Here is a 19,736-nt window from a genome sequence, read left to right as displayed (position 1 = left end):
GTTGACGCCCGTCCCACGACCTGGACAGCCGTCACCCGTGCGGCCTGCGGTTTCAGGGATGCAGCCATGACCCGAACGGCAGATTGCGTACGAGGGTGAAGAGCGTCACCAGGGCGCCGAAACCCCACAGCGTCACCGGCCCCAACTCGATCCGCACGGGCCGTCCGCGGACCTCCCTGACCACCCATACGGCCCACACCACGGCGAAGAGCGCGTACCCGGCGACGGCGAGCGCGTTGGCGCCGAGGGCCGCCGCGAGGTCGCCGTGCACCACGGCGTGGGCGCTGCGCAGGCCGCCGCAGCCGGGGCAGTAGACGCCGGTGAGGCGCAGCAGCGGGCAGGCGGGGTAGTGGCCGGGTTCGTTCGGGTCGACGGCACCGACGTAGGCGAAGGCGGCGGCGACCGCGGCGAGCAGGCCGGCCGGTACGAGCAGGCGGGTCAGGACGGCGGGTGCGGCGCTCCCGGGTTCGGCGGTCACCCGTGCATTGTGCCGCGCGCCCGGGCGGGTCGCCCGGCGGCCGGGCCGGGAGCCGCGAGGGCGCCGGACACACGAAAGAGGCGGCCCCGGCACCGGCCGGTCCGCCTCTTGTCGTACGTCGGGGTCAGCTCTCGGAGCTCACGGCCCGGCGCGGCGTGCGCTTCTCCGCGCCCAGGCCCGCCAGGCGCATGGCACCGCCCACGAGGCCGCCGATGGCGATGAGCGCCATGCCGGCCCAGAAGCCCGGCACGTTCGCCATCACCATGAAGGCACCGGCGACGCAGAAACCGATGAAGGCGATGATGGAACCGGTCCAAGCGGCCGGGGTGTGTCCGTGGCTGCCCGCCATTGATGTGCTCCTCGTTGCTCTGTGCGTGGCGGTGGGTGGGAAGCCCGCCACGTGTCCGACGCTCGGTCACATTGTCCCGTACCCGCACGGGTGCCACGAGCGCGGGGGGTCATGTTCCGCGCGTCGGGTCCTCGCCGCGGTCGAGGGCCTTCCACAGCTCCTCGGGGCGCTCGGGGTCGACGGCGCGGCGGGCCTTGCGGGGGCTCGGTGTGCCGTCGCGTTCGTACCGTCCCGACATGGCGGGCCAGGAGCGGCCGTAGGTGAGCGCGAGAAGTCCGGCGAGCAGGAGCATCGCGCCGGCGGCGGCGGCCGCGTACGGCCAGCCGGTGTGGCTGAGGCCGTGGATGGTGGCGGCGGCGTCACCGGCGGCCGTGGCGGCCTTCTCGTCGAGCGCGGAGCTGTCCCGCGCGCCGAGCAGCGCGGCGGCCACGATGCCGCCGCCGCTGAGCGTGAGGAGCAGTGAGACCAGGACGCGGCCGGTGCGGCGGACCGCGAAGACGGCGACGAGGGCGGCGAGGCCGACTATGGCGAGGGCCGCGGGCACGCCGGTGACGTCGCCGCCCGTGGCGGTCAGCGGCAGGTCACCGCCGGCCACCGACGCGGTGCCGTGGGCCCAGTCCTGGCGGGAGGCGAGCAGCGCGAGGGCGGCGCCGAGGGCGCCGAGCAGCAGCGCGGCGGCGATGCTGCGCCGGCTGCTGCGCTGGGCCGGGCTCTCGGCATCGGCCTCGATACGGGGCGGAGGAACGGCAGAAGTCACCCGTCCACTATCCCTCACGGCCCGAACCGTCGTGCAGCCGGTTCGCGGTGTGGATGGCGCGCAGCACCGCGGCGGCCTTGTTCCGGCACTCGGTGTCCTCGGCGACGGGGTCGGAGTCGGCGACGACCCCGGCCCCGGCCTGTACGTACGCCGTGCCGTCGCGGAGCAGGGCGGTGCGGATGGCGATGGCGGTGTCGGAGTCGCCCGCGAAGTCGAGGTAGCCGACGCAGCCGCCGTACAGGCCGCGCCGGGACGGCTCCAGCTCGTCGATGATCTGCATGGCGCGCGGCTTGGGGGCGCCGGAGAGGGTGCCGGCCGGGAAGCAGGCGGTGAGCACGTCGAAGGCGGTGCGGCCCTCGGCGACCCGGCCGGTGACCGTCGACACGATGTGCATGACGTGCGAGTACTTCTCGATCGACATGAAGTCGACGACCTCGACGGAGCCGGGCTCGCAGACCCGGCCCAGGTCGTTGCGGCCCAGGTCGACGAGCATGAGGTGCTCGGCGCGCTCCTTGGGGTCGGCGAGCAGCTCGTCGGCGAGCGCCTGGTCCTCCTGCGGGGTGGCGCCGCGGTGCCGGGTCCCGGCGATGGGGTGGACCATGGCCCGCCCGTCCTCGACCTTGACGAGCGCCTCGGGCGAGGAGCCGACCACGTCGAACCCGTCGAGGCGGAACAGGTACATGTACGGCGAGGGGTTGGTGGCCCGCAGCACGCGGTAGACGTCGAGGGCGCTGGCCGTGCACGGGGTCTCGAAGCGCTGCGAGGGCACGACCTGGAAGGCCTCGCCGGCCCGGATGCGCTCCTTGATGTCCTCGACGGCGTCCTGGTACTGGGGGCCGCCCCACAGGGCGGTGTACTCGGGGAGCTCGGAGGGCGGCAGGGCGGCGGGGGGCTGGGAGAGCGGCCGGGAGAGGTCGGCCTCCATGGCGTCGAGGCGGGCGACGGCGTCGGCGTGGGCCTCGTCGACGCCGGTCTCCAGGTCGTTGTGGTTGATCGCGTTGGCGATCAGCAGGACCGAGCCGTCCCAGTGGTCGAGGACGGCGAGGTCGCTGGTGAGGAGCATGGTCAGCTCGGGCAGCCGCAGGTCGTCCCGTTCGCCGGGGCCGATCTTCTCCAGGCGGCGCACGATGTCGTAGCCGAGGTAGCCGACCATGCCGCCGGTGAAGGGCGGCAGCTGGTCGGTGCTGACCAGGTCGCGGGGGGTGTGCAGTATGCCGACGGTGGCGCGCAGCGCGGCGAGCGGGTCGCCGGAGGTGGGCACGCCGACCGGCGGGGTGCCGAGCCAGTGGGCCTCGCCGTCGCGGACCGTGAGGGTGGCGGCGCTGCGGACGCCGACGAAGGAGTAGCGGGACCAGGACCGGCCGTTCTCCGCGGACTCCAGGAGGAAGGTGCCGGGGCGCTCGGCGGCGAGCTTGCGGTAGAGGCCCACGGGGGTGTCGCCGTCCGCGAGGAGCTTGCGGCTGACGGGGATCACGCGGCGGTCGGCCGCCAGCTTGCGGAAGGTCTCGAGGTCCATGGCAGCAGACCCTACTGACCGGGCGCGGGTCCGCCGGGCACGGGCAGCACGGGGAGCACGTCGGTGTCGAAGCAGGTGCGGGTGCCGGTGTGGCAGGCGGGGCCGACCTGGTCGACCTGGACGAGGACGGTGTCCGCGTCGCAGTCGAGCGCCACCTCCTTGACGTACTGGAAGTGGCCGGAGGTGTCGCCCTTGACCCAGTACTCCTGGCGGCTGCGCGACCAGTAGGTGCAGCGGCCCGTGGTGAGGGTGCGGTGCAGCGCCTCGTCGTCCATCCAGCCGAGCATCAGCACCTCACCGGTGTCGTACTGCTGGGCGATGGCGGGTACGAGGCCGTCGGCGCTGCGCTTGAGACGCGCGGCGATGTCCGGGGCGAGGTTGCTGCTGGGCGGCGGAACGCTGGTCATGGGCCCATTGTGCCGCCCTGCCGGGGCCCTTCCGCCGGGCGTCCACTGTGCGGACCGCCCGCGCGGTCGTAGGCTGGCGGACATGTCGACCCATGCGAAGCGTGAACGACTCCTCCTCGCCGATCTGTTGGAGGCGGAGGGCCCTGAGGCGCCGACTCTGTGCGAGGGCTGGAAGACGCGGGATCTGGCCGCGCACGTGGTGGTGCGCGAGCGCCGCGCGGACGCGGCGGGCGGTCTGCTGATCAAGCAGCTGGCGGGGCGCCTGGAGCGGGTGCAGGACGAGTTCGCCGCGAAGCCGTACGAGGAGCTGATCCAGCTCATCAGGACCGGGCCGCCGCGCTTCTCGCCCTTCTCGCTCAAGCAGATCGACGAGGCGGCGAACGCCGTGGAGTTCTACATCCACACCGAGGACGTGCGCCGGGCGCGGCCCGGCTGGACGCCGCGCGTGCTCGACCCGGTCTTCTCGGACGCCCTGTGGTCCCGTCTGGAGCGTTCGGCCCGCCTGGTGGGCCGCAAGTCGCCGGTGGGCCTGGTGCTGCGCCGCCCGGACGGCCGGACGGCGGTGGCGCACCGGGGCGTGCCGGTGGTGACGGTCACGGGTGAGCCCGCGGAGCTGCTGCTGTTCGCGTACGGCAGGCAGGATGTCGCCGACGTCGAGCTGGACGGCGACAAGAGCGCGATCGCGACGCTGCACGAGACGAAGCAGCTGGGGCTGTAAGGCCTCCGTCGGACGGTGCGACTGCCCCGACCCGTGCGGCTCTTCGGCCTGTGCGGCTGCCCCGCTCAGCGGGGCAGTTCGGCGCGGCGCAGGGGGCCCGAGCAGAGGCCGATGACGCCGCCGGCCGCGCTCAGCGCCGCGCAGGCCGTGTACACCGGCTCCAGGCCCCACACCCCGATGGCCGCGCCGACGACCGGGTAGCAGAGCGGCGCGACGCCCATGGTGAAGAGGGTGAACACGGAGGTCACGCGCCCCAGGTAGGCGGGGTCGGTGAAGGTCTGCGTGAGCGCCGCGATCAGGGCGCCGCCGAGCCCGGTGCACAGCCCCACGCACAGCCCGGCCGCCGTGGCCACCGCGGCCGAGGGCGCGAAGCCGATGCCGGCGAGGGCTGCCGCGCCGACGACGATGCCCGCCGCCTGCACCGCCCCGGCCCGGGGTATCCGTCCGCGCACGGCGAGCAGCAGGGCCGCGAGCCCCGCGCCGGTGCCGAAGCCCGCGATGATCCACCCCATCCCCGATGCGCCCCAGCCGCGCTCGTCGGCGAGGAGCACCAGGCCGATGTTGGCGGGCCCCGCGAAGCCGAGCTCCGTCACCGCCGCCACCAGCGTCAGCGGGGCGAGGACGCGGTGGCCGCGGATGTAGCGCAGCCCGTCGGCGAGTTCGCGCAGGGCCGAGCCGCCGCGTACCGCCCGGTCGTCGGCGGGCAGTGGGCGCAGCCGTACGGCGACCAGCAGCACGAGGGAGAGGGCGAACAGGACGCCGGCGGCGCCGAACGCGGCGGCGGGACCGCCGAACGCCACCGCGAGGCCGCCCAGCGGCGCGGCGACCACCGTGGCGATCCGCTGCGCGAGCCCCCGCATGCCCTGGACGCGGCCCAGCTGGCCGGGCGCCGTGAGGCGCGGCGGCAGCGCGCCCACGCTCGGCAGGAAGAGCGCGTCGACGGCGCCGAAGACCAGGGCGAGGACGGCGAGCAGCCAGATCCCGGGCGAGGCGGCGAACAGCAGCGCGGCGGCCGTGAGGATCACCGCGCAGCGGACCGCGTCGCTGCCGATGACGACGCGGCGCGGCCCGAACCGGTCGGCGACGACTCCCCCGCCGAGCATGAGGGCGGCGCGGGGGAAGGCGCCGACGGCGAGGACCAGGCCCGCCTGGCCGGGGCTGCCGCCGCGGGCCGCGGCCCAGGAGAGGGCGACGAAGTAGATGCCGTCGCCGACCATCGACGTGGTGTAGGCGCCGAGCCAGCGCAGGACGTTGGCGTCGCGGTGGGCGGGACGGTCCGTTGCCACGGGGGCGGTCGTGGTGGTCATGGCGCCCCTCTACAGCGACCGGAAGGGGAAGGCGTTCATGTACAGCAGCACGTTCTCGCGGCCCTTCGTGTCGCCGGCTTCCTCGGCGGCCTTGGCGCGCTGCTCGTGCGCACGGATCACAGCGTGCAGTTCCTCGGAGAGCGCCTTCAGTTCGTCCGCGGTGTAGCGGGCGAGGAAGTCGGAGCTGTCGGCTGCCGTGCGCCACTCGGGGCTCCAGGCCGGGCGGTGCTCGTTCCAAGCCTGAAAAAGATTGGCGTGCTGCTCGTTGAGGGTGCGTGTCGTGGCGGTGAGCGCGGCGGCCCCCTCCGGGGTGTCTTCGAAGTCGTTGCTGGAGAAGGAGAGCGTCTCCTGTGCCGGTGTCCACCAGCGTTCCCGTCCGTCACCGCGCTGCGCCGCGGGCGCCTCTTCGATGAGCCCGTGCTCGGCGAGCTTGCGCAAGTGGTAGCTGACCAGAGAGACGGCTTCGTCGACCTCGTCGGCCAACTGCGACGCGGTGGCCGTGCGTCGGATCTTCAGGGTTCCGTACAGCTTGAGGCGCAAGGGGTGACCGAAGGCCTTGAGGGTTCCCACATCGGTCACTCTGCGGCGTTCCTGTCTGCTCATACCCCCTACCGTAGGTACGAAAGAAAAGTTGCACAACAATTATTGCGCAACTTTCCCTTCGCATCTGAGGCAAGGAAAGTCCCGGCCACCCGCCGGGTGACCGGGACCAGAGAGAAGGAACCGCTACCGCACCGCGTGCCCCGCCCCCCGCAACGTCTCCTTGACCTCGCCGATCCGCAGATCGCCGAAGTGGAAGACCGACGCGGCGAGCACCGCGTCCGCGCCCGCCGCGACGGCCGGCGGGAAGTGCTCCAGGCGGCCCGCGCCACCGGAGGCGATGACCGGCACCGAGACGTGCTTGCGGACCGCCTCGATCATCTCGATGTCGTAGCCGTCCTTCGTGCCGTCCGCGTCCATCGAGTTGAGCAGGATCTCGCCCGCGCCGAGCTCGGCCGCGCGGTGCGCCCATTCCACCGCATCGATCCCGGCGGACCTGCGCCCGCCGTGGGTCGTCACCTCGAAGCCACCCGTCGGGGTGCGCCGCGCGTCCACGGAGAGCACGAGCACCTGGCGCCCGAACCGCTCCGCGATGTCGCGGATCAGCTCGGGGCGCGCGATGGCGGCGGTGTTCACGCCGACCTTGTCCGCGCCCGCGCGCAGCAGCTTGTCGACGTCCTCGGCGGTGCGCACGCCGCCGCCCACCGTGAGCGGGATGAAGACCTGCTCTGCGGTGCGGCGGACCACGTCGTACGTGGTCTCGCGGTCGCCGGAGGACGCGGTGATGTCCAGGAAGGTCAGCTCGTCGGCGCCCTCCGCGTCGTACACCTTGGCCATCTCGACGGGGTCGCCCGCGTCGCGCAGGTTCTGGAAGTTGACCCCCTTGACGACGCGGCCGTTGTCCACGTCGAGGCAGGGGATCACGCGTACCGCGAGCGTCATGCGGGGGCTCCTCGGAAGGCTTCCAGTTCCACTTCGACCAGGATGCGCGAGTCGACGAAGCCGGAGACGACCGCCATCGTCATGACCGGCCGCACCGCTCCGAAGACCTCCTGGTGGGCGCGGCCCACCGCGTCGACGTCCCGCGCGTGGGTCAGCAGGAGCCGGGTGCGGATCACGGAGTCGGCGCCGAGACCGAGCTCGCCGATCGCCTCCAGCGCGTTGGCCATGGCGACCCGCGCCTGCTCGTACGGGTCGCCCTCGCCGTACAGGACGTCGCCCTTGAAGGAGGTGGTGCCGCCGACGACGACCCGGTCGCCCGCCTCGACGGCGCGGGCGAAGCCGAAGGCCTCTTCCCAGGGGCTCCCGCTCTGTACTCGTCGCAGCTCGCTCATCGCGCCACGGCCTCCAGCGCTTCCTCCAGCGTGAACGCCTTCGCGTACAGCGCCTTGCCCACGATGGAGCCCTCGACGCCGAGCGGCACGAGCTCGGCGATGGCGCGCAGGTCGTCCAGGGACGAGACGCCGCCGGAGGCCACCACGGGGCGGTCCGTCGCCGCGCAGACGTTCTTCAGGAGCTCCAGGTTGGGGCCCTGCAGCGTGCCGTCCTTGGCGATGTCGGTGACCACGTAGCGGGCGCAGCCCTCGGTGTCCAGGCGCGCCAGGGTCTCGTAGAGGTCGCCGCCGTCGCGGGTCCAGCCGCGGCCGCGCAGCGTGGTGCCGCGCACGTCGAGGCCGACGGCGATCTTGTCGCCGTGCTCGGCGATGACCTTGGCGACCCACTCGGGGGTCTCCAGGGCGGCGGTGCCGAGGTTGACGCGGGTGCAGCCGGTGGCGAGGGCGGCGGCCAGCGAGGCGTCGTCGCGGATGCCGCCGGAGAGTTCCACCTTGATGTCCATGGCGCCCGCGACCTGGGCGATCAGCTCGCGGTTGTCCCCGGTGCCGAACGCGGCGTCCAGGTCGACCAGGTGCAGCCACTCGGCGCCCGACCGCTGCCAGGCGAGGGCGGCCTCCAGCGGGGAGCCGTAGGAGGTCTCCGAGCCGGACTCGCCGTGGACGAGGCGTACGGCCTGGCCGTCGCGCACGTCGACGGCGGGAAGGAGTTCGAGGGTGCTCACAGGGTTCCGATCCAGTTGGTGAGGAGCTGGGCGCCGGCGTCGCCGGACTTCTCGGGGTGGAACTGGGTGGCGCTCAGCGCGCCGTTCTCGACGGCCGCCACGAAGGGCTCGCCGTGCGTGGACCAGTGCACGTACGGGGCGCGCATCGCCGGGTTCGCCACTTCGAGGGACCACTCGTGCACGGCATAGGAGTGCACGAAGTAGAAGCGCGCGTCGTCGTCCAGGCCCTTGAAGAGCGGGGACCCCGCGGAGGCCTGGACGGTGTTCCAGCCCATGTGCGGGACGATCTCGGCCTTCAGCGGGCCGACCGTGCCGGGCCACTCGTCGAGGCCGTCGGTCTCCACGCCGTGCTCGATGCCGCGCGCGAAGAGGATCTGCATGCCGACGCAGATGCCCATGACGGGCCGCCCGCCGGCCAGCCTGCGCCCGACGATCCAGTCGCCGCGCGCCTCCTTGAGCCCCTGCATGCAGGCGGCGAAGGCGCCGACGCCGGGCACGAGCAGGCCGTCGGCGTTCATGGCCGTGTCGTAGTCGCGGGTGATCTCGACGTCGGCGCCCGCGCGCGCGAGGGCGCGCTCGGCGGAGCGGACGTTGCCGAAGCCGTAGTCGAAGACGACCACTTTCTTGCGAGGAGTACTCATGTCGGTGACGCCTCCCGTCAGTTCCAGTAGTCGAGCCGCAGGATGCCCGCGGCCAGACACATGGCGGCGCCGATGGAGAGCAGCGTGATCAGGCTCTTCGGCATGCCCTGCTTGACGAAGGAGATGATGCCGCCGAGCAGGAAGAGCCCGACGACGATCAGGATGGTGTTCAGACCGGTCATGGGTTACAGCGCGCCCTTCGTGGAGGGAAGGATGCCGGCCGCACGCGGGTCGCGCTCCGACGCGTACCGCAGCGCGCGGGCCAGCGCCTTGAACTGGCACTCCACGATGTGGTGGGCGTTGCGGCCGTAGGGCACGTGCACGTGCAGGGCGATCTGCGCCTGGGCGACGAAGGACTCCAGGATGTGCCGGGTCATCGTCGTGTCGTACGTGCCGATCATCGGCGCCATGGTCTCGGGCTCGGTGTGCACGAGGTACGGGCGGCCGCTCAGGTCGACCGTCACCTGGGCGAGCGACTCGTCGAGCGGGACGGTGCAGTTGCCGAAGCGGTAGATGCCCACCTTGTCGCCGAGTGCCTGCTTGAAGGCGGCGCCGAGGGCCAGCGCGGTGTCCTCGATGGTGTGGTGGGTGTCGATGTGCAGGTCGCCGTCGGTCTTGACCGTGAGGTCGAAGAGGCCGTGGCGGCCGAGCTGGTCGAGCATGTGGTCGTAGAAGCCGACGCCGGTCGACACGTCGACCTTGCCGGTGCCGTCGAGGTCGATCTCGACGACGACGGACGTCTCCTTGGTGGTGCGTTCGACTCTGCCGACGCGGCCTTCGCGGGTCATGCGCTCTGCTCCTTCTTCAGTTCGCGTACCGCATCGAGGAACGCGTCGTTTTCGTCGGGGGTTCCGGTGGACACGCGCAGCCAGCCCGGCACGCCGTTGTCCCGTACCAGGACACCCCGGTCGAGGATCCGCTGCCACACCGTGTGCGCGCCGCCCTCGCCGTCGAACCGCCCGAACTGCACGAAGTTGGCGTCGGAGTCGGTCACTTCGTAGTCCAGCGCGCGCAGCTCGGTGACCAGGCGGTCGCGCTCGGACTTGAGCTGCTCCACGTACTTCAGGAGCGTGTCGGTGTGCTCCAGGGCGGCGAGCGCGGTGGCCTGGGTGACGGCCGAGAGGTGGTACGGCAGGCGCACCAGCTGCACCGCGTCCACGACCGCCGGGTCCGCGGCGAGATAGCCGAGCCGCAGCCCCGCCGCGCCGAACGCCTTCGACATGGTGCGCGAGACGACGAGGTTCGGCCGCCCCTCGATCAGCGGCAGCAGCGAGTCGCCGTGGCTGAACTCCACGTACGCCTCGTCGATGACCACCAGCGACGGCTTGGCGGCCTGCGCGGCCTCGTACAGGTCGAGGACCGTCGCGGCCGGGACGGCGTTGCCCGTGGGGTTGTTGGGCGTGGTGATGAAGACGACGTCGGGGCGGTGCTCGGCGATGGCCCGCCGGGCGGCCTGCGCGTCGATGGTGAAGTCGGCGTGGCGCGGCCCTGAGATCCAGCCCGTGCCGGTGCCGCGCGCGATGAGGCCGTGCATCGAGTACGAGGGCTCGAAGCCGATGGCCGTGCGGCCGGGTCCGCCGAAGGTCTGCAGGAGCTGCTGGATGACCTCGTTGGAGCCGTTGGCCGCCCAGACGTTGGCGAGGGTGACCTCGTGGCCGCCGGTACGGGTGAGGTAGCGGGCGAGCTCGGTGCGCAGCTCGACCGCGTCCCGGTCGGGGTAGCGGTTGAGGTCGCGGGCGGCCGCGCGGACCCGCTCGGCGATGCGCTCGACCAGCGGCTCGGGCAGCGGGTAGGGGTTCTCGTTGGTGTTCAGGCGTACGGGGACGTCGAGCTGGGGCGCGCCGTAGGGGGACTTGCCGCGCAGCTCGTCGCGGACGGGCAGGTCGTCGATGGTGGTCACTTGCTCACCGGCACCTTCCACCCGAAGCGGGCCTTGACCGCCGCGCCGTGCGCCGGCAGGTCCTCGGCCTCGGCGAGCGTCACCACGTGGTGCGCCACGTCGGCGAGGGCCTCGCGGGAGTAGTCCACGATGTGGATGCCGCGCAGGAACGACTGGACGCTGAGCCCCGAGGAGTGGCAGGCGCAGCCGCCGGTCGGCAGGACGTGGTTGGAGCCCGCGCAGTAGTCGCCGAGCGAGACCGGCGCCCAGGGGCCGACGAAGATCGCGCCGGCGTTCTTGACGCGGTCGGCGACGGCGGTGGCGTCCGCGGTCTGGATCTCCAAGTGCTCGGCGCCGTACGCGTCGACCACCCTGAGGCCCTCCTCCAGGCCGTCGACCAGGACGATCGCGGACTGGCGGCCCGCGAGGGCGGGCGCGATCCGGTCCTCGACGTGCTTGGTGGCGGCGACCTGCGGCTCCAGCTCCTTGACGACCGCGTCGGCGAGCGCGAGGGAGTCGGTGACCAGGACCGCGGCCGCGAGCGGGTCGTGCTCGGCCTGGCTGATCAGGTCGGACGCCACGTGCGCCGCGTCGGCGGTGTCGTCGGCGAGGACCGCGATCTCGGTCGGGCCCGCCTCGGTGTCGATGCCGATGCGCCCGGTGAAGTAGCGCTTGGCCGCGGCGACCCAGATGTTGCCGGGGCCCGTGACCATGTTGGCCGGGGCGCAGCTCTCGGTGCCGTACGCGAACATCGCGACGGCCTGGGCGCCGCCGACCGCGTACACCTCGTCGATGCCGAGCAGCGCGCAGGCCGCCAGGATCGTCGGGTGCGGCAGACCGCCGAAGTCGGCCTGCGGCGGGGACGCGAGCGCCATCGACGCGACGCCCGCCTCCTGCGCCGGGACCGCGTTCATGATCACGGACGAGGGGTAGACGGAGCGGCCGCCGGGGGCGTACAGACCGACGCGCTCGACGGGCACCCACTTCTCGGTGACCGAGCCGCCCGGCACGACCTGCGTGGTGTGCGGGGGCCGGCGCTGCGCGCGGTGGACGGCGCGGGCACGCCGGATCGACTCCTCCAGGGCCTCGCGCACGGCCGGGTCGAGGCCGGCCAGGGCCTCGGTCAGCGCGGCGGCGGGAACGCGGACCTGGTCGAGACGGACACCGTCGAACTTCTCCGCGTACTCGATCAGCGCCGCGTCGCCCCGATGATGCACGTCCTCGCAGATGGGCCGCACCTTCTCCAGGGCGGCCGCGACGTCGAAGTCGGCACGGGGCAGCAGGGAGCGCAGAGCGGGGCCCTCGGGGAGGGCGTCGCCGCGCAGATCGATTCGAGAGATCACGGGATCAATTCTCTCAGACCTTCTTTCGGCACCGGACGCCCGTATCACTGGCTGATATGAACCCCGGAAGAGGGCGTTCACCACTAGCGTTCAGCCGGTCACACAGCGGGCATGAAACAGGTGTGCGAGCAACGCGCGCCTGAAAAGGGAGGGCACGAGCAGTGGTCGACGACGCCACCGGGGACCCGCCGGACGGGCTGACCGCCGCGGAGATCGGCATGTGGCAGGCCTTCCGCAACGGCAGCGTCTACGACCTCAGGTCCGGCGATCCCGCCGTCGACGACCCGCACGGCGGGCACCCCTGGGGCCCCGAGCGCAGCGTGCGCGCGCGGATCGTCTGCTGGCTGCTTCTGGACGGGCCGCCCGCGCTGGCGGGCCGGGTCTCCTCGCTGAAGCTGGCGGGCGTGCAGATCACCGACGTGCTGGACCTCGCGGGCGGCACGGTCGGCCCGTACACCGAGATGAAGCACTGCCGGTTCGAGAAGGAGGTGCTGCTCCCCGAGGCCCGCTTCGCCACCCTGCGCCTGGTCGACTGCTCGATCCCGCGCGTCGAGGCCGCCCGGCTGCACACCGAGGGCGATCTGCACCTGCCGCGCTGCCGGGTGCACAACGGCATCCGCCTCACCGACGCGCACATCGGCACCGACCTGCTCCTGAACCAGGCCGTGGTCTACCGCGACCGGCGCAGCCGCTCCATCACCGGCGACGGCCTCACCGTCGGCCAGGACCTGCAGGCCGAGATGATGGAGTCGCACGGCGAGCTGAGCCTGCGCGGCGCGAAGATCGGCGTCTCGCTCAGCCTGCGCGGCAGCAAGCTCATCAACCAGTACGGCCGGCACGCCCTGAACGCCCCGCAGCTGACCGTCGAGCGCACCCTGTACCTGACCCCGGCCGCCGTCGGCAATCCGCCGCAGACCAGCGGCACGACACCGGCCCGCGGCACCCGGGTGCAGCGCTTCGAGTGCGTGGGCGGCATCCGCCTCGACGACGGCCGCTTCGGCGACGCCATCGACTTCGCGCAGGCCCGCTTCACCCTCCAGAACGATCAGGAGCTGTCGCTGCGCCGCGTCCAGACGCCCGAGCTGCGCTTCCTCGGCGAGACGCCGCAGCGCGGCAAGGTCGTGCTGTCCGGCGTCAAGGTGGTCAACCTCATCGACCGGGCGACGAGCTGGCCCGGTCCCGGCGGGCTGCAGATGGGCGGGTTCAGCTACGAGAACCTGGTGCCCGTCGGCAGCTTCCCGCTGGCCCGGCGGCTGAGCTGGGTGGCGGCCGCAACCGCCGAGTACAACCCCGAGCCGTACGAGAAGCTCGCCGCAGTCCTGCGCAACGGCGGCGAGGACGCCGACGCCCGCGAGGTCCTCCTCGCCAAGCAGCGCAGGCGCCGCGAGACGCTGCCGCTGGCGGCGAAGCTGTGGGGGTACGCGCAGGACTGGACCGTCGCCTACGGCTACCGACCGGGCCGGGCGGCGGTCTGGATGGCGGTGCTCTGGGCGGTCAGCGCGGTGATCTTCTCGCGCGCCGACCCGCCCGCGATCAAGGCGGACGAGCATCCGGACTGGGACCCCGCCCTGTTCTCCCTGGACCTGCTGCTGCCCGTCATCAACCTCGGCCAGGACACCTACTGGCAGCTGCACGGCGGCTGGCAGTGGTTCTCGACCGCGCTGATCCTGCTCGGCTGGATCCTGGCCACGACGGTGGCCGCGGGCGCGACCCGCCTCCTGCGCCGCAACTGAGGGGGCCGGACCGGGCCCGGCGGTCACCCGGCCACCCAGCCAACCGGCTCACCCGGCCACCCGGCCGGAAAAGACGGCCTCGCGTGGCCGGATCCGGCCGTCACGGGCCGAACCGTTACGCGACCGCAGGCAACCTTCCCCGCCCCTCGGCCGTCATCCCAGCGACCGGCAAACGAGCAACCACGAGGTGACCGGCGAGCCCGCGCGAGCGGCTCCGGTTGAGGCGTAAAGGAGGGCACGGTGCTGCGTGCCTTCATCCGTACCGCCCGCATGGTCCGGCACACCCCGCGGCTCGCCGCCGGGCTGCCGCCGGACGACGAGGTGCTCCTCGACGTGCCCGACGAGCGGCTCGCCCCCGCCCTGGTCGCCGCCGGGCGCGGTGAGTACGGCCCGGCCGCCAAGGTCCTCGCCACCACCCGCGAGGCCGCCGAGTGGGAGAACCGCGACCGCTACGCCACCCGGCTCGCGGCCTTCGCCCGCTCCCGCCCCGAGTGGTTCGACGACTGGCTGAACGCCAGCCCGCACGACCCCGACGCGCTGCTCGTCAAGGCCGAACTCGCCGTCGTCCGCGGCTGGGAGTCGCCGGCCCGCGCCGAGCTGCTCCGCGACTCGGGCCCGCTGCTCACCGCCGCCGCCGAGGCCGACCCGCGCGACCCGGTGCCCTGGCGGATCGCCCTCGACCACGCCCGCGGCACGCACGCCTCGCACACCGTGTTCGAGCACCTGTGGGAGGAGGCGGTGCGCCGCTCCTCGTACCACTACGGCTGCCACGCCTCCGCCCTGCAGTACCTGTCGGCCGCCTGGTACGGCTCGCACCGCGAGTGCTTCGACTTCGCCGAGCGGGCCGCGGCCGACGCGCTGCCCGGCTCGCTGATACAGGTCCTCCCCGCGCGGGCCGCCTTCGCGTATCTGACCAGCCCCTCGGGCAAGGTGCCGCGCGCACGGCTCGACGCGGCGGCGGACCTCGCGATCGGGCTGTCCCGGCAGTACGCGGCCGGGGACCCGTGGCCCGCCGAGGTCCGCAACCTCCTCACCTACGTCCTGGTCCGCCTGGAGCGCTGGGACGAGGCCCTGGAGCAGCTGCGCCTGATCGGCCCGTACGCGACGTCCTTCCCCTGGGACCGGATGGCCGACGATCCGCTCGGCCAGTTCCTGGAGCTGCGCGACGGCGTACGCATCGAAGTGGCGTCGATGACGCCGTTGCGCCCTCCGCGCGGACCGAGCCGCTCCGGCGACCATTAGGCTTGCCGGTCGTGACCACCCGGCTTCCGCTCTTTCCGCTCAACTCGGTGCTGTTCCCCGGCCTCGTGCTGCCCCTGAACGTCTTCGAGGAGCGATATCGCGCCATGATGCGCGAGCTGCTCAAGACGTCCGAGGAGGACCAGCGCCGGTTCGCGGTCGTCGCGATCCGCGACGGCCTGGAGGTGGCGCCGAGCGCGCCCGGCCTCCCCGACCCGACGGCGCTGCCCGAGCACGGTCCCGCCGCCGGCTTCGGCGACGATCCGCTCAAGGCCTTCCACACCGTGGGCTGCATCGCGGACGCGGCGACGATCAGGGAGCGCGCCGACGGCGGCTTCGAGGTCCTCGCGACCGGCACCACCCGGGTGCGGATCCACTCCGTCGACGCCTCCGGCGCCTTCCTCACCGCCGAGGTCGAGGAGGTGCCCGAGGAGCCCGGCGACGGCGCGGGCACCCTGGCCGAAGGGGTGCTGCGGGCCTTCCGCTCCTACCAGAAGCGGCTGGCCGGGGCGCGGGAGCGCTCGCTGTCGACGGGGGCCGAGCTGCCCGACGACCCGTCCGTCGTGTCGTTCCTGGTGGCCGCGGCGGCCGTCCTGGACACCGCCACCAAGCAGCGGCTCCTGGAGGCGCCGGACACCGCGTCGCGGCTGCGGGACGAGCTGAAGCTGCTGCGCTCCGAGACCGCGATCATCCGCAATCTGCCGTCGCTGCCCGCGACGGAGCTGACGCGCGGGACGACGAGCCTCAACTGACGTCCTCAACTGACGTAAGGCGCGAGCACCTTGGCGAAGAAACAGAAGAAGCAGCAGGCGGGAGGCACGCCCGCGACGGTCGCCCTCACCGCCGCCGGCACCTCCTTCACCGTCCACTCCTACGAGCACGACCCGGCCCACCCCTCGTACGGGGAGGAGGCCGCCGAGGCCATGGGCGTCTCCCCCGACCGGGTCTTCAAGACCCTGGTCGCCGAGGTCGACGGGGAGCTGACCGTGGCGGTCGTCCCGGTCGCGGGTTCGCTCGACCTGAAGGCGCTGGCCGCCGCGGTCTCCGGCAAGCGCGCCGTGATGGCCGACCCGGCCGCCGCCGAGCGCACCACGGGCTATGTGCGGGGCGGCATCTCCCCGCTCGGCCAGCGCAAGCGGCTGCGCACGGTCCTGGACGACTCGGCGTCGGCACACGCCACGATCTGCGTCTCGGCGGGCCGCAGGGGCCTGGAGGTAGAGCTGGCACCGGCCGACCTCGCGCAGCTCACGGCCGCGGTGCTCGCACCGATCGGCCGGGCCTGAGGCGGGCCCGTGCGCCCTTTCACGTCGTCCGCGGGGACGACGTGAAAGCGCCCTCGACACCGGTCCCGTACGGGACTAGTACCGAGGGCATGTCGAAGAAGACGCGCATGCGGAAATGGCGAACGAAAAAGCGCAAGGCCAACCACGGGAGACGCCCGGCCTGACCCGGCGGGGACGGGCGGCTGTTCGTTCGGCGTTGCCGGCGCAGGGCCACAGGTAGGCCCATCCGTCCGGGAGGAAGGCCGTTCATGGCAGCCGAATGGGACTGGACGCATGGCGCAGGCCTGCTGGGCGTCGACGACCCCGCCGCGGTGGATGCGGCATTCGAGCGCGGAGAGCCGCATATCGGAACAGCCGTGATCGGGCTGGCATTCCAGTGCCCGCTGGAGGAGGCGTCGCCGCGCATCATCAAGGCGATGGGGCTGAGCGACCGGAACGAGCGGGGATTCGCCTTCACCGCGGCCGGGACCGCGGCCCGGCTCCACGGCCGACTGACCCCGGAGCTCTACGCGGCCCTGCGGGCGGAAGGCCCGGGCGGTTTCGCCGAGCACGCCATCAGGGACACGCTGACGTTCGTTCCGTTCCGTGAGCTCCCGCCGTGGTTCAAGCGCCGGAAGGTCGTCACGAGGGTGCGCAACAAGCTGGAGAGCTGGTGGCTGCGCTCCACGGAGCCGCTCAGCGACGCCTGGTCGGCCTTGCGTCGGCGCCGCTTCTGAGGTAAGGGGGCGTCGGCGTGAGACCTGACGCCGCGCGGCCTAGGCGTTCGGGTGCATTCCGTCAGGGCGCACGTCGTCCTGGGGTCCCGCGTACGGCATCGGTGCCGGATAGGGCTCGGGGTCCCGCGGGCCGAACAAGGCCGTGAGGCCGAGGTGTACGGCCAGCGCGGCCAGCGGCCACGCGAGGACCGTGCCCTTGGCCTTGAGTTCCAGCGGCGCGTCGAAGACGACGCCCTTGCCGACGGCCTTGGCGTGCGCCACCACGTCCGTCTCGGGCCCCAGCCAGATGCCGGCCTTCCAGCCGAGCAGCGCGCCGAGCAGGCTGCCGACCCCGAGCCCGACCACCAGCGGAATGCCGCCGCGCCTGCTCAGCAGGAAGACGACGACCCCGCAGACGAGGCCGAAGCCGAGCGCGAGGAGGGTGAACGTTCCGTCCACGCCCATCGCCTGCTCGCCCTCGGTGTCCTTGAGATACACCGCCTTGCCGTCGGAGATCAGCGGCACCCGCGGCGCGAGCCAGACCCACAGGGCCGCGAGCAGCAGGCCGCTGACGGCCAGCACGACCATGATCACCGCGGCCCGCAGTACTTCGGTCTTCATGCCGGGACCGTCCTCCAGGTGTCCGTGCGGAGACGTCGCTCCCGACGGCTGCGCGGCTGCCTGCCACGGGTCGTACGGGGGTTGGTGGTGCGGCGGTTGGGAGGGTGTCAGCGGTGCGGTCACCCCCACATCGTGCCAGGCGTACCTGTGTTCCGGCGGGTGGGCCCGGCGGAAGGGCCGCGCGCCGCCCTGCCCGGCGGTGCGGCGCGTCCCCGCCGCCTCAGCGGACGGCCGCGCGGCGGAACGCCCAGGTGGCGACGGCCAGCGAGACCACGCCGACGCCCGCGCAGACCGCCAGGTCGAGCGCGACCACCGCCCAGTCCGGATCCGGCCCGAACGTACGGGCGAAGGCCTCCACGCCGTACGTCGAGGGCAGCAGGTCACGCGCGTACTGCAGCGGCGCGGGCATCCGGTCGGCCGGCAGCACGCCGAGCAGCAGCGCCGCCGACATGCCCATCTGGCCGAGGAGCGTGGCCAGCTCCGGTCGCGGCGCGAGCAGGCCGAGGGCCGCGCCGAGTCCCGCGAGCGCGGCGCCGGCCAGCGGGATCACCGCGACGAGCACCCACAGATGGGTGAGCGGGAGGCCGAAGAGCGCGCACCCGACGATCGCCGTGACGAAGGTGCCGGGCACGGTGAAGGAGGCGTACGCGGCCGCGGCGCCGAGGACCACCGCGGCGGGCGGCACGGGCAGGGTGGCGTAGTGGTCGAGCCCGCCGTCGGAGCGGAGCTGCCCGAAGTACTGCGCGAGCAGGTTGAGCGCGACGAAGGCGACGACGAGCACGGAGGAGCCGGCCACCACGGCCCGCGCCTCGCCGCCCCCGTCGACGACGCCCCGCATCAGGATCATGATCCCGACGGACTGGAAGGTCGCCACGAACAGCAGCGGTATCCGGGCGACCCGGGCCCGGGACAGCTGGGCCCGGTACACGGCCGAGAGCGCCGGGAACAGCCGGGCCGAAGGCCCGAGGGGCGCGGGGCCCCCGTCCGTCGCCTCGTCACGCCCGTCGACCCGCAGCACGGCTTCGAGGGGAACGGCACTCACCGGGCAACCCTTCCGTCGTCGTCCAAGGTCCCGCCTTCACCTTCGTCCACACTCACGCCTTCACCAGCCCCCGTCCGCTGCCGCCCAGCGCGAGATAGACGTCCTCCAGGCTGGGCGTCGCCAGCGTGAAGTCGTCCAGCGCGGCGAACGCGGCCCCGCCGGTGACCGCCGCCACCGCGGCCCGCGCCTCGTCGGGGGCGAGCCGCAGGGACCACCGCCGCCCCGACTCCACGGCGCTGGAGCGCAGCGCGGCGACCTCGGGCACGTCCAGCGGCGCCCGCTCGCGCCACACCAGCTCCACCCGCACCTCGTCCGCGACCTGCTCCTTGAGTCCGGCGGGCGTGTCGCAGGCGATGACCTTGCCCTGGTCGAGGACCGCGACCCGGTCGAGGACCGTCTCGGCCTCGATGACGTTGTGGGTGACGAGCACGACCGTCGCCCCCTGGTCGGCCCTGCGCCGGTCGATCGCCGCCCAGACGGCCCGCCGCGCGACCGGGTCCATGCCGGTGGTCGGCTCGTCGAGGACGAGCAGCCGCCGCTCCCCCACCAGCGCGGTGGCGAAGCAGGCGAGCCGCCGCTGGCCGCCCGACAGCTTCTTCAGGGGCCGGGAGGCCAGCGCCGTGAGCCCCAGCTCCTCCAGGACCGCGTCGCGCTCGGCGCGGGCCCGCGGGACCTCAAGACCGCGCAGGCGTCCGGTCGTCTCGACGGCGAGCGACACGGTCAGCTCGTCCAGGGCGGTGGACTCCTGCCCGAGGTACGCGAGGATCCGGGCGGCACGCTCGGGGTGGCGCACGATGTCGTGGCCGAGGATCTCGACGCTCCCGCTGTCGGGCCGCATCAGGCCGGTCAGCTGGCGTACGAGGGTGGACTTGCCGGCGCCGTTGGGGCCGAGGAGGCCGAAGATCTCGCCGCGCTCGACCGTCAGGCAGATGCCGTCGGTGGCGCGGATCTCGGGGGTCGCGGGCCTGCCGCGGCGGGCACGGGCGGCGGGGTACGTCCGGACCAGGTCGCGCACCGCGCAGACGGTGTCGGTGCCGTGTTCCTGACGGTGTCCCTGTCGGACTGCCGGTGCCGGGCGCGTACTCACGAAGGACGAGCCTACGGGGTCGGCGGGGGCGAGCGACGCCCGGGG

24 protein-coding genes are annotated in these 19,736 nt (G+C 73.2%); 6 read left to right on the top strand and 18 right to left on the bottom strand.

Annotated features, from left to right (window positions below; genetic code table 11):
• Positions 1 to 52 precede the first annotated feature (52 nt).
• The 5 genes from ACZ6CV_RS03420 to hisI form a co-directional block, all read right to left on the bottom strand.
• On the bottom strand, positions 53 to 478 hold the full coding sequence (locus ACZ6CV_RS03420; protein WP_469249246.1) for a DUF2752 domain-containing protein: 426 nt from the start codon (positions 476 to 478) through the stop codon (positions 53 to 55).
• Between the two features lie 124 nt (positions 479 to 602).
• Positions 603 to 827, bottom strand: coding sequence for an HGxxPAAW family protein (locus ACZ6CV_RS03415; protein WP_362377061.1), 225 nt, complete (start codon positions 825 to 827; stop codon positions 603 to 605).
• A 109-nt stretch (positions 828 to 936) separates the two neighbouring features.
• The gene (locus tag ACZ6CV_RS03410) at positions 937 to 1,584 is read right to left on the bottom strand and encodes a TIGR02234 family membrane protein (RefSeq protein WP_469249244.1); all 648 of its coding nucleotides are present in this window, start codon (positions 1,582 to 1,584) and stop codon (positions 937 to 939) included.
• Between the two features lie 7 nt (positions 1,585 to 1,591).
• Complete coding sequence (locus ACZ6CV_RS03405) at positions 1,592 to 3,100, bottom strand: anthranilate synthase component I (protein WP_469249242.1); 1,509 nt, start codon at positions 3,098 to 3,100, stop codon at positions 1,592 to 1,594.
• Positions 3,101 to 3,111: 11 nt separating this feature from the next.
• Entirely contained in the window at positions 3,112 to 3,507 is a 396-nt protein-coding gene (gene hisI, locus ACZ6CV_RS03400; RefSeq protein WP_362377058.1) for a phosphoribosyl-AMP cyclohydrolase, read from the bottom strand.
• 82 nt (positions 3,508 to 3,589) lie between these two features.
• Here hisI and ACZ6CV_RS03395 point away from each other — a divergent pair, with 82 nt between their 5' ends.
• Positions 3,590 to 4,225: a TIGR03085 family metal-binding protein gene (locus ACZ6CV_RS03395; protein WP_469249239.1), complete on the top strand. Its 636-nt coding sequence runs from the start codon at positions 3,590 to 3,592 to the stop codon at positions 4,223 to 4,225.
• Between the two features lie 65 nt (positions 4,226 to 4,290).
• Here the strand turns inward: ACZ6CV_RS03395 and ACZ6CV_RS03390 are convergent, their stop codons facing one another.
• The 10 genes from ACZ6CV_RS03390 to hisD all read right to left on the bottom strand — a co-directional run bounded on the left by ACZ6CV_RS03390 (position 4,291) and on the right by hisD (position 11,991).
• The gene (locus ACZ6CV_RS03390; RefSeq protein ID WP_469249238.1) at positions 4,291 to 5,532 is read right to left on the bottom strand and encodes an MFS transporter; all 1,242 of its coding nucleotides are present in this window, start codon (positions 5,530 to 5,532) and stop codon (positions 4,291 to 4,293) included.
• 9 nt (positions 5,533 to 5,541) lie between these two features.
• Complete coding sequence (locus tag ACZ6CV_RS03385) at positions 5,542 to 6,135, bottom strand: ArsR/SmtB family transcription factor (protein WP_469249236.1); 594 nt, start codon at positions 6,133 to 6,135, stop codon at positions 5,542 to 5,544.
• Between the two features lie 123 nt (positions 6,136 to 6,258).
• Positions 6,259 to 7,014, bottom strand: a complete 756-nt coding sequence (gene hisF, locus ACZ6CV_RS03380; protein WP_469249234.1) for an imidazole glycerol phosphate synthase subunit HisF — start codon at positions 7,012 to 7,014, stop codon at positions 6,259 to 6,261.
• Positions 7,011 to 7,406, bottom strand: a complete 396-nt coding sequence (locus ACZ6CV_RS03375) for a RidA family protein (RefSeq protein ID WP_358704459.1) — start codon at positions 7,404 to 7,406, stop codon at positions 7,011 to 7,013. Before ACZ6CV_RS03375 ends, hisF begins: the two co-directional genes overlap by 4 nt.
• On the bottom strand, positions 7,403 to 8,128 hold the full coding sequence (priA, locus tag ACZ6CV_RS03370) for a bifunctional 1-(5-phosphoribosyl)-5-((5-phosphoribosylamino)methylideneamino)imidazole-4-carboxamide isomerase/phosphoribosylanthranilate isomerase PriA (RefSeq protein ID WP_362377053.1): 726 nt from the start codon (positions 8,126 to 8,128) through the stop codon (positions 7,403 to 7,405). Before priA ends, ACZ6CV_RS03375 begins: the two co-directional genes overlap by 4 nt.
• Positions 8,125 to 8,769 carry an imidazole glycerol phosphate synthase subunit HisH gene (gene hisH / locus ACZ6CV_RS03365; RefSeq protein ID WP_469249231.1) on the bottom strand — a complete coding sequence of 215 codons (645 nt, stop codon included), beginning with the start codon at positions 8,767 to 8,769 and terminating at the stop codon, positions 8,125 to 8,127. Before hisH ends, priA begins: the two co-directional genes overlap by 4 nt.
• A gap of 17 nt (positions 8,770 to 8,786) precedes the next feature.
• Positions 8,787 to 8,951: a hypothetical protein gene (locus tag ACZ6CV_RS03360; RefSeq protein ID WP_362377051.1), complete on the bottom strand. Its 165-nt coding sequence runs from the start codon at positions 8,949 to 8,951 to the stop codon at positions 8,787 to 8,789.
• Positions 8,952 to 8,954: 3 nt separating this feature from the next.
• Positions 8,955 to 9,557, bottom strand: a complete 603-nt coding sequence (gene hisB / locus ACZ6CV_RS03355; protein ID WP_355813483.1) for an imidazoleglycerol-phosphate dehydratase HisB — start codon at positions 9,555 to 9,557, stop codon at positions 8,955 to 8,957.
• Positions 9,554 to 10,669, bottom strand: coding sequence for a histidinol-phosphate transaminase (locus ACZ6CV_RS03350; protein WP_469249228.1), 1,116 nt, complete (start codon positions 10,667 to 10,669; stop codon positions 9,554 to 9,556). Before ACZ6CV_RS03350 ends, hisB begins: the two co-directional genes overlap by 4 nt.
• Positions 10,666 to 11,991 (bottom strand): histidinol dehydrogenase, encoded by a 1,326-nt coding sequence (hisD, locus tag ACZ6CV_RS03345; protein WP_469249226.1) that lies wholly within the window; start codon positions 11,989 to 11,991, stop codon positions 10,666 to 10,668. The genes ACZ6CV_RS03350 and hisD overlap by 4 nt, the downstream gene beginning before the upstream one ends.
• 218 nt (positions 11,992 to 12,209) lie before the next feature.
• On the opposite strand from hisD, the gene ACZ6CV_RS03340 reads away from it, so the two are divergent.
• From ACZ6CV_RS03340 to ACZ6CV_RS03320, 5 genes are all read left to right on the top strand, one after another.
• Positions 12,210 to 13,724 carry an oxidoreductase gene (locus ACZ6CV_RS03340; RefSeq protein ID WP_469249610.1) on the top strand — a complete coding sequence of 505 codons (1,515 nt, stop codon included), beginning with the start codon at positions 12,210 to 12,212 and terminating at the stop codon, positions 13,722 to 13,724.
• Between the two features lie 270 nt (positions 13,725 to 13,994).
• Positions 13,995 to 14,966 (top strand): hypothetical protein, encoded by a 972-nt coding sequence (locus tag ACZ6CV_RS03335; protein WP_469249609.1) that lies wholly within the window; start codon positions 13,995 to 13,997, stop codon positions 14,964 to 14,966.
• A 2-nt stretch (positions 14,967 to 14,968) separates the two neighbouring features.
• A complete protein-coding gene (locus tag ACZ6CV_RS03330; protein WP_362377047.1) occupies positions 14,969 to 15,715 on the top strand; it encodes an LON peptidase substrate-binding domain-containing protein in 747 nt (248 codons plus the stop codon).
• A 30-nt stretch (positions 15,716 to 15,745) separates the two neighbouring features.
• Positions 15,746 to 16,246 carry a Cys-tRNA(Pro) deacylase gene (ybaK, locus tag ACZ6CV_RS03325; RefSeq protein ID WP_469249224.1) on the top strand — a complete coding sequence of 167 codons (501 nt, stop codon included), beginning with the start codon at positions 15,746 to 15,748 and terminating at the stop codon, positions 16,244 to 16,246.
• A gap of 248 nt (positions 16,247 to 16,494) precedes the next feature.
• The gene (locus ACZ6CV_RS03320) at positions 16,495 to 16,962 is read left to right on the top strand and encodes a hypothetical protein (protein ID WP_469249222.1); all 468 of its coding nucleotides are present in this window, start codon (positions 16,495 to 16,497) and stop codon (positions 16,960 to 16,962) included.
• Between the two features lie 39 nt (positions 16,963 to 17,001).
• On the opposite strand, the gene ACZ6CV_RS03315 is transcribed toward ACZ6CV_RS03320, so the two are convergent.
• From ACZ6CV_RS03315 to ACZ6CV_RS03305, 3 genes are all read right to left on the bottom strand, one after another.
• Positions 17,002 to 17,685 carry a DUF2567 domain-containing protein gene (locus tag ACZ6CV_RS03315; protein ID WP_469249220.1) on the bottom strand — a complete coding sequence of 228 codons (684 nt, stop codon included), beginning with the start codon at positions 17,683 to 17,685 and terminating at the stop codon, positions 17,002 to 17,004.
• A 97-nt stretch (positions 17,686 to 17,782) separates the two neighbouring features.
• On the bottom strand, positions 17,783 to 18,604 hold the full coding sequence (locus ACZ6CV_RS03310) for an ABC transporter permease (protein ID WP_469249218.1): 822 nt from the start codon (positions 18,602 to 18,604) through the stop codon (positions 17,783 to 17,785).
• A 52-nt stretch (positions 18,605 to 18,656) separates the two neighbouring features.
• The gene (locus ACZ6CV_RS03305; RefSeq protein ID WP_388666247.1) at positions 18,657 to 19,691 is read right to left on the bottom strand and encodes an ABC transporter ATP-binding protein; all 1,035 of its coding nucleotides are present in this window, start codon (positions 19,689 to 19,691) and stop codon (positions 18,657 to 18,659) included.
• Positions 19,692 to 19,736 lie beyond the last annotated feature (45 nt).

Source organism: Streptomyces sp. NPDC041713 (assembly GCF_055591085.1).
The sequence above is the reverse complement of the archived record's forward strand: the minus strand, read 5'-3'. Positions and strand labels throughout refer to the sequence as shown.

What these genes read in the sequence shown, in the direction of transcription:
- ACZ6CV_RS03415 (WP_362377061.1), bottom strand. Translation starts at nt 827, where the DNA reads ATGGCGGGCAGCCACGGACACACCCCGGCCGCTTGGACCGGTTCCATC.
- ACZ6CV_RS03405 (WP_469249242.1), bottom strand. Translation starts at nt 3,100, where the DNA reads ATGGACCTCGAGACCTTCCGCAAGCTGGCGGCCGACCGCCGCGTGATC.
- hisI (WP_362377058.1), bottom strand. Translation starts at nt 3,507, where the DNA reads ATGACCAGCGTTCCGCCGCCCAGCAGCAACCTCGCCCCGGACATCGCC.
- ACZ6CV_RS03395 (WP_469249239.1), top strand. Translation starts at nt 3,590, where the DNA reads ATGTCGACCCATGCGAAGCGTGAACGACTCCTCCTCGCCGATCTGTTG.
- ACZ6CV_RS03390 (WP_469249238.1), bottom strand. Translation starts at nt 5,532, where the DNA reads ATGACCACCACGACCGCCCCCGTGGCAACGGACCGTCCCGCCCACCGC.
- ACZ6CV_RS03385 (WP_469249236.1), bottom strand. Translation starts at nt 6,135, where the DNA reads ATGAGCAGACAGGAACGCCGCAGAGTGACCGATGTGGGAACCCTCAAG.
- hisF (WP_469249234.1), bottom strand. Translation starts at nt 7,014, where the DNA reads ATGACGCTCGCGGTACGCGTGATCCCCTGCCTCGACGTGGACAACGGC.
- ACZ6CV_RS03375 (WP_358704459.1), bottom strand. Translation starts at nt 7,406, where the DNA reads ATGAGCGAGCTGCGACGAGTACAGAGCGGGAGCCCCTGGGAAGAGGCC.
- hisH (WP_469249231.1), bottom strand. Translation starts at nt 8,769, where the DNA reads ATGAGTACTCCTCGCAAGAAAGTGGTCGTCTTCGACTACGGCTTCGGC.
- ACZ6CV_RS03360 (WP_362377051.1), bottom strand. Translation starts at nt 8,951, where the DNA reads ATGACCGGTCTGAACACCATCCTGATCGTCGTCGGGCTCTTCCTGCTC.
- hisB (WP_355813483.1), bottom strand. Translation starts at nt 9,557, where the DNA reads ATGACCCGCGAAGGCCGCGTCGGCAGAGTCGAACGCACCACCAAGGAG.
- ACZ6CV_RS03340 (WP_469249610.1), top strand. Translation starts at nt 12,210, where the DNA reads ATGTGGCAGGCCTTCCGCAACGGCAGCGTCTACGACCTCAGGTCCGGC.
- ACZ6CV_RS03335 (WP_469249609.1), top strand. Translation starts at nt 13,995, where the DNA reads ATGGTCCGGCACACCCCGCGGCTCGCCGCCGGGCTGCCGCCGGACGAC.
- ACZ6CV_RS03320 (WP_469249222.1), top strand. Translation starts at nt 16,495, where the DNA reads ATGGCAGCCGAATGGGACTGGACGCATGGCGCAGGCCTGCTGGGCGTC.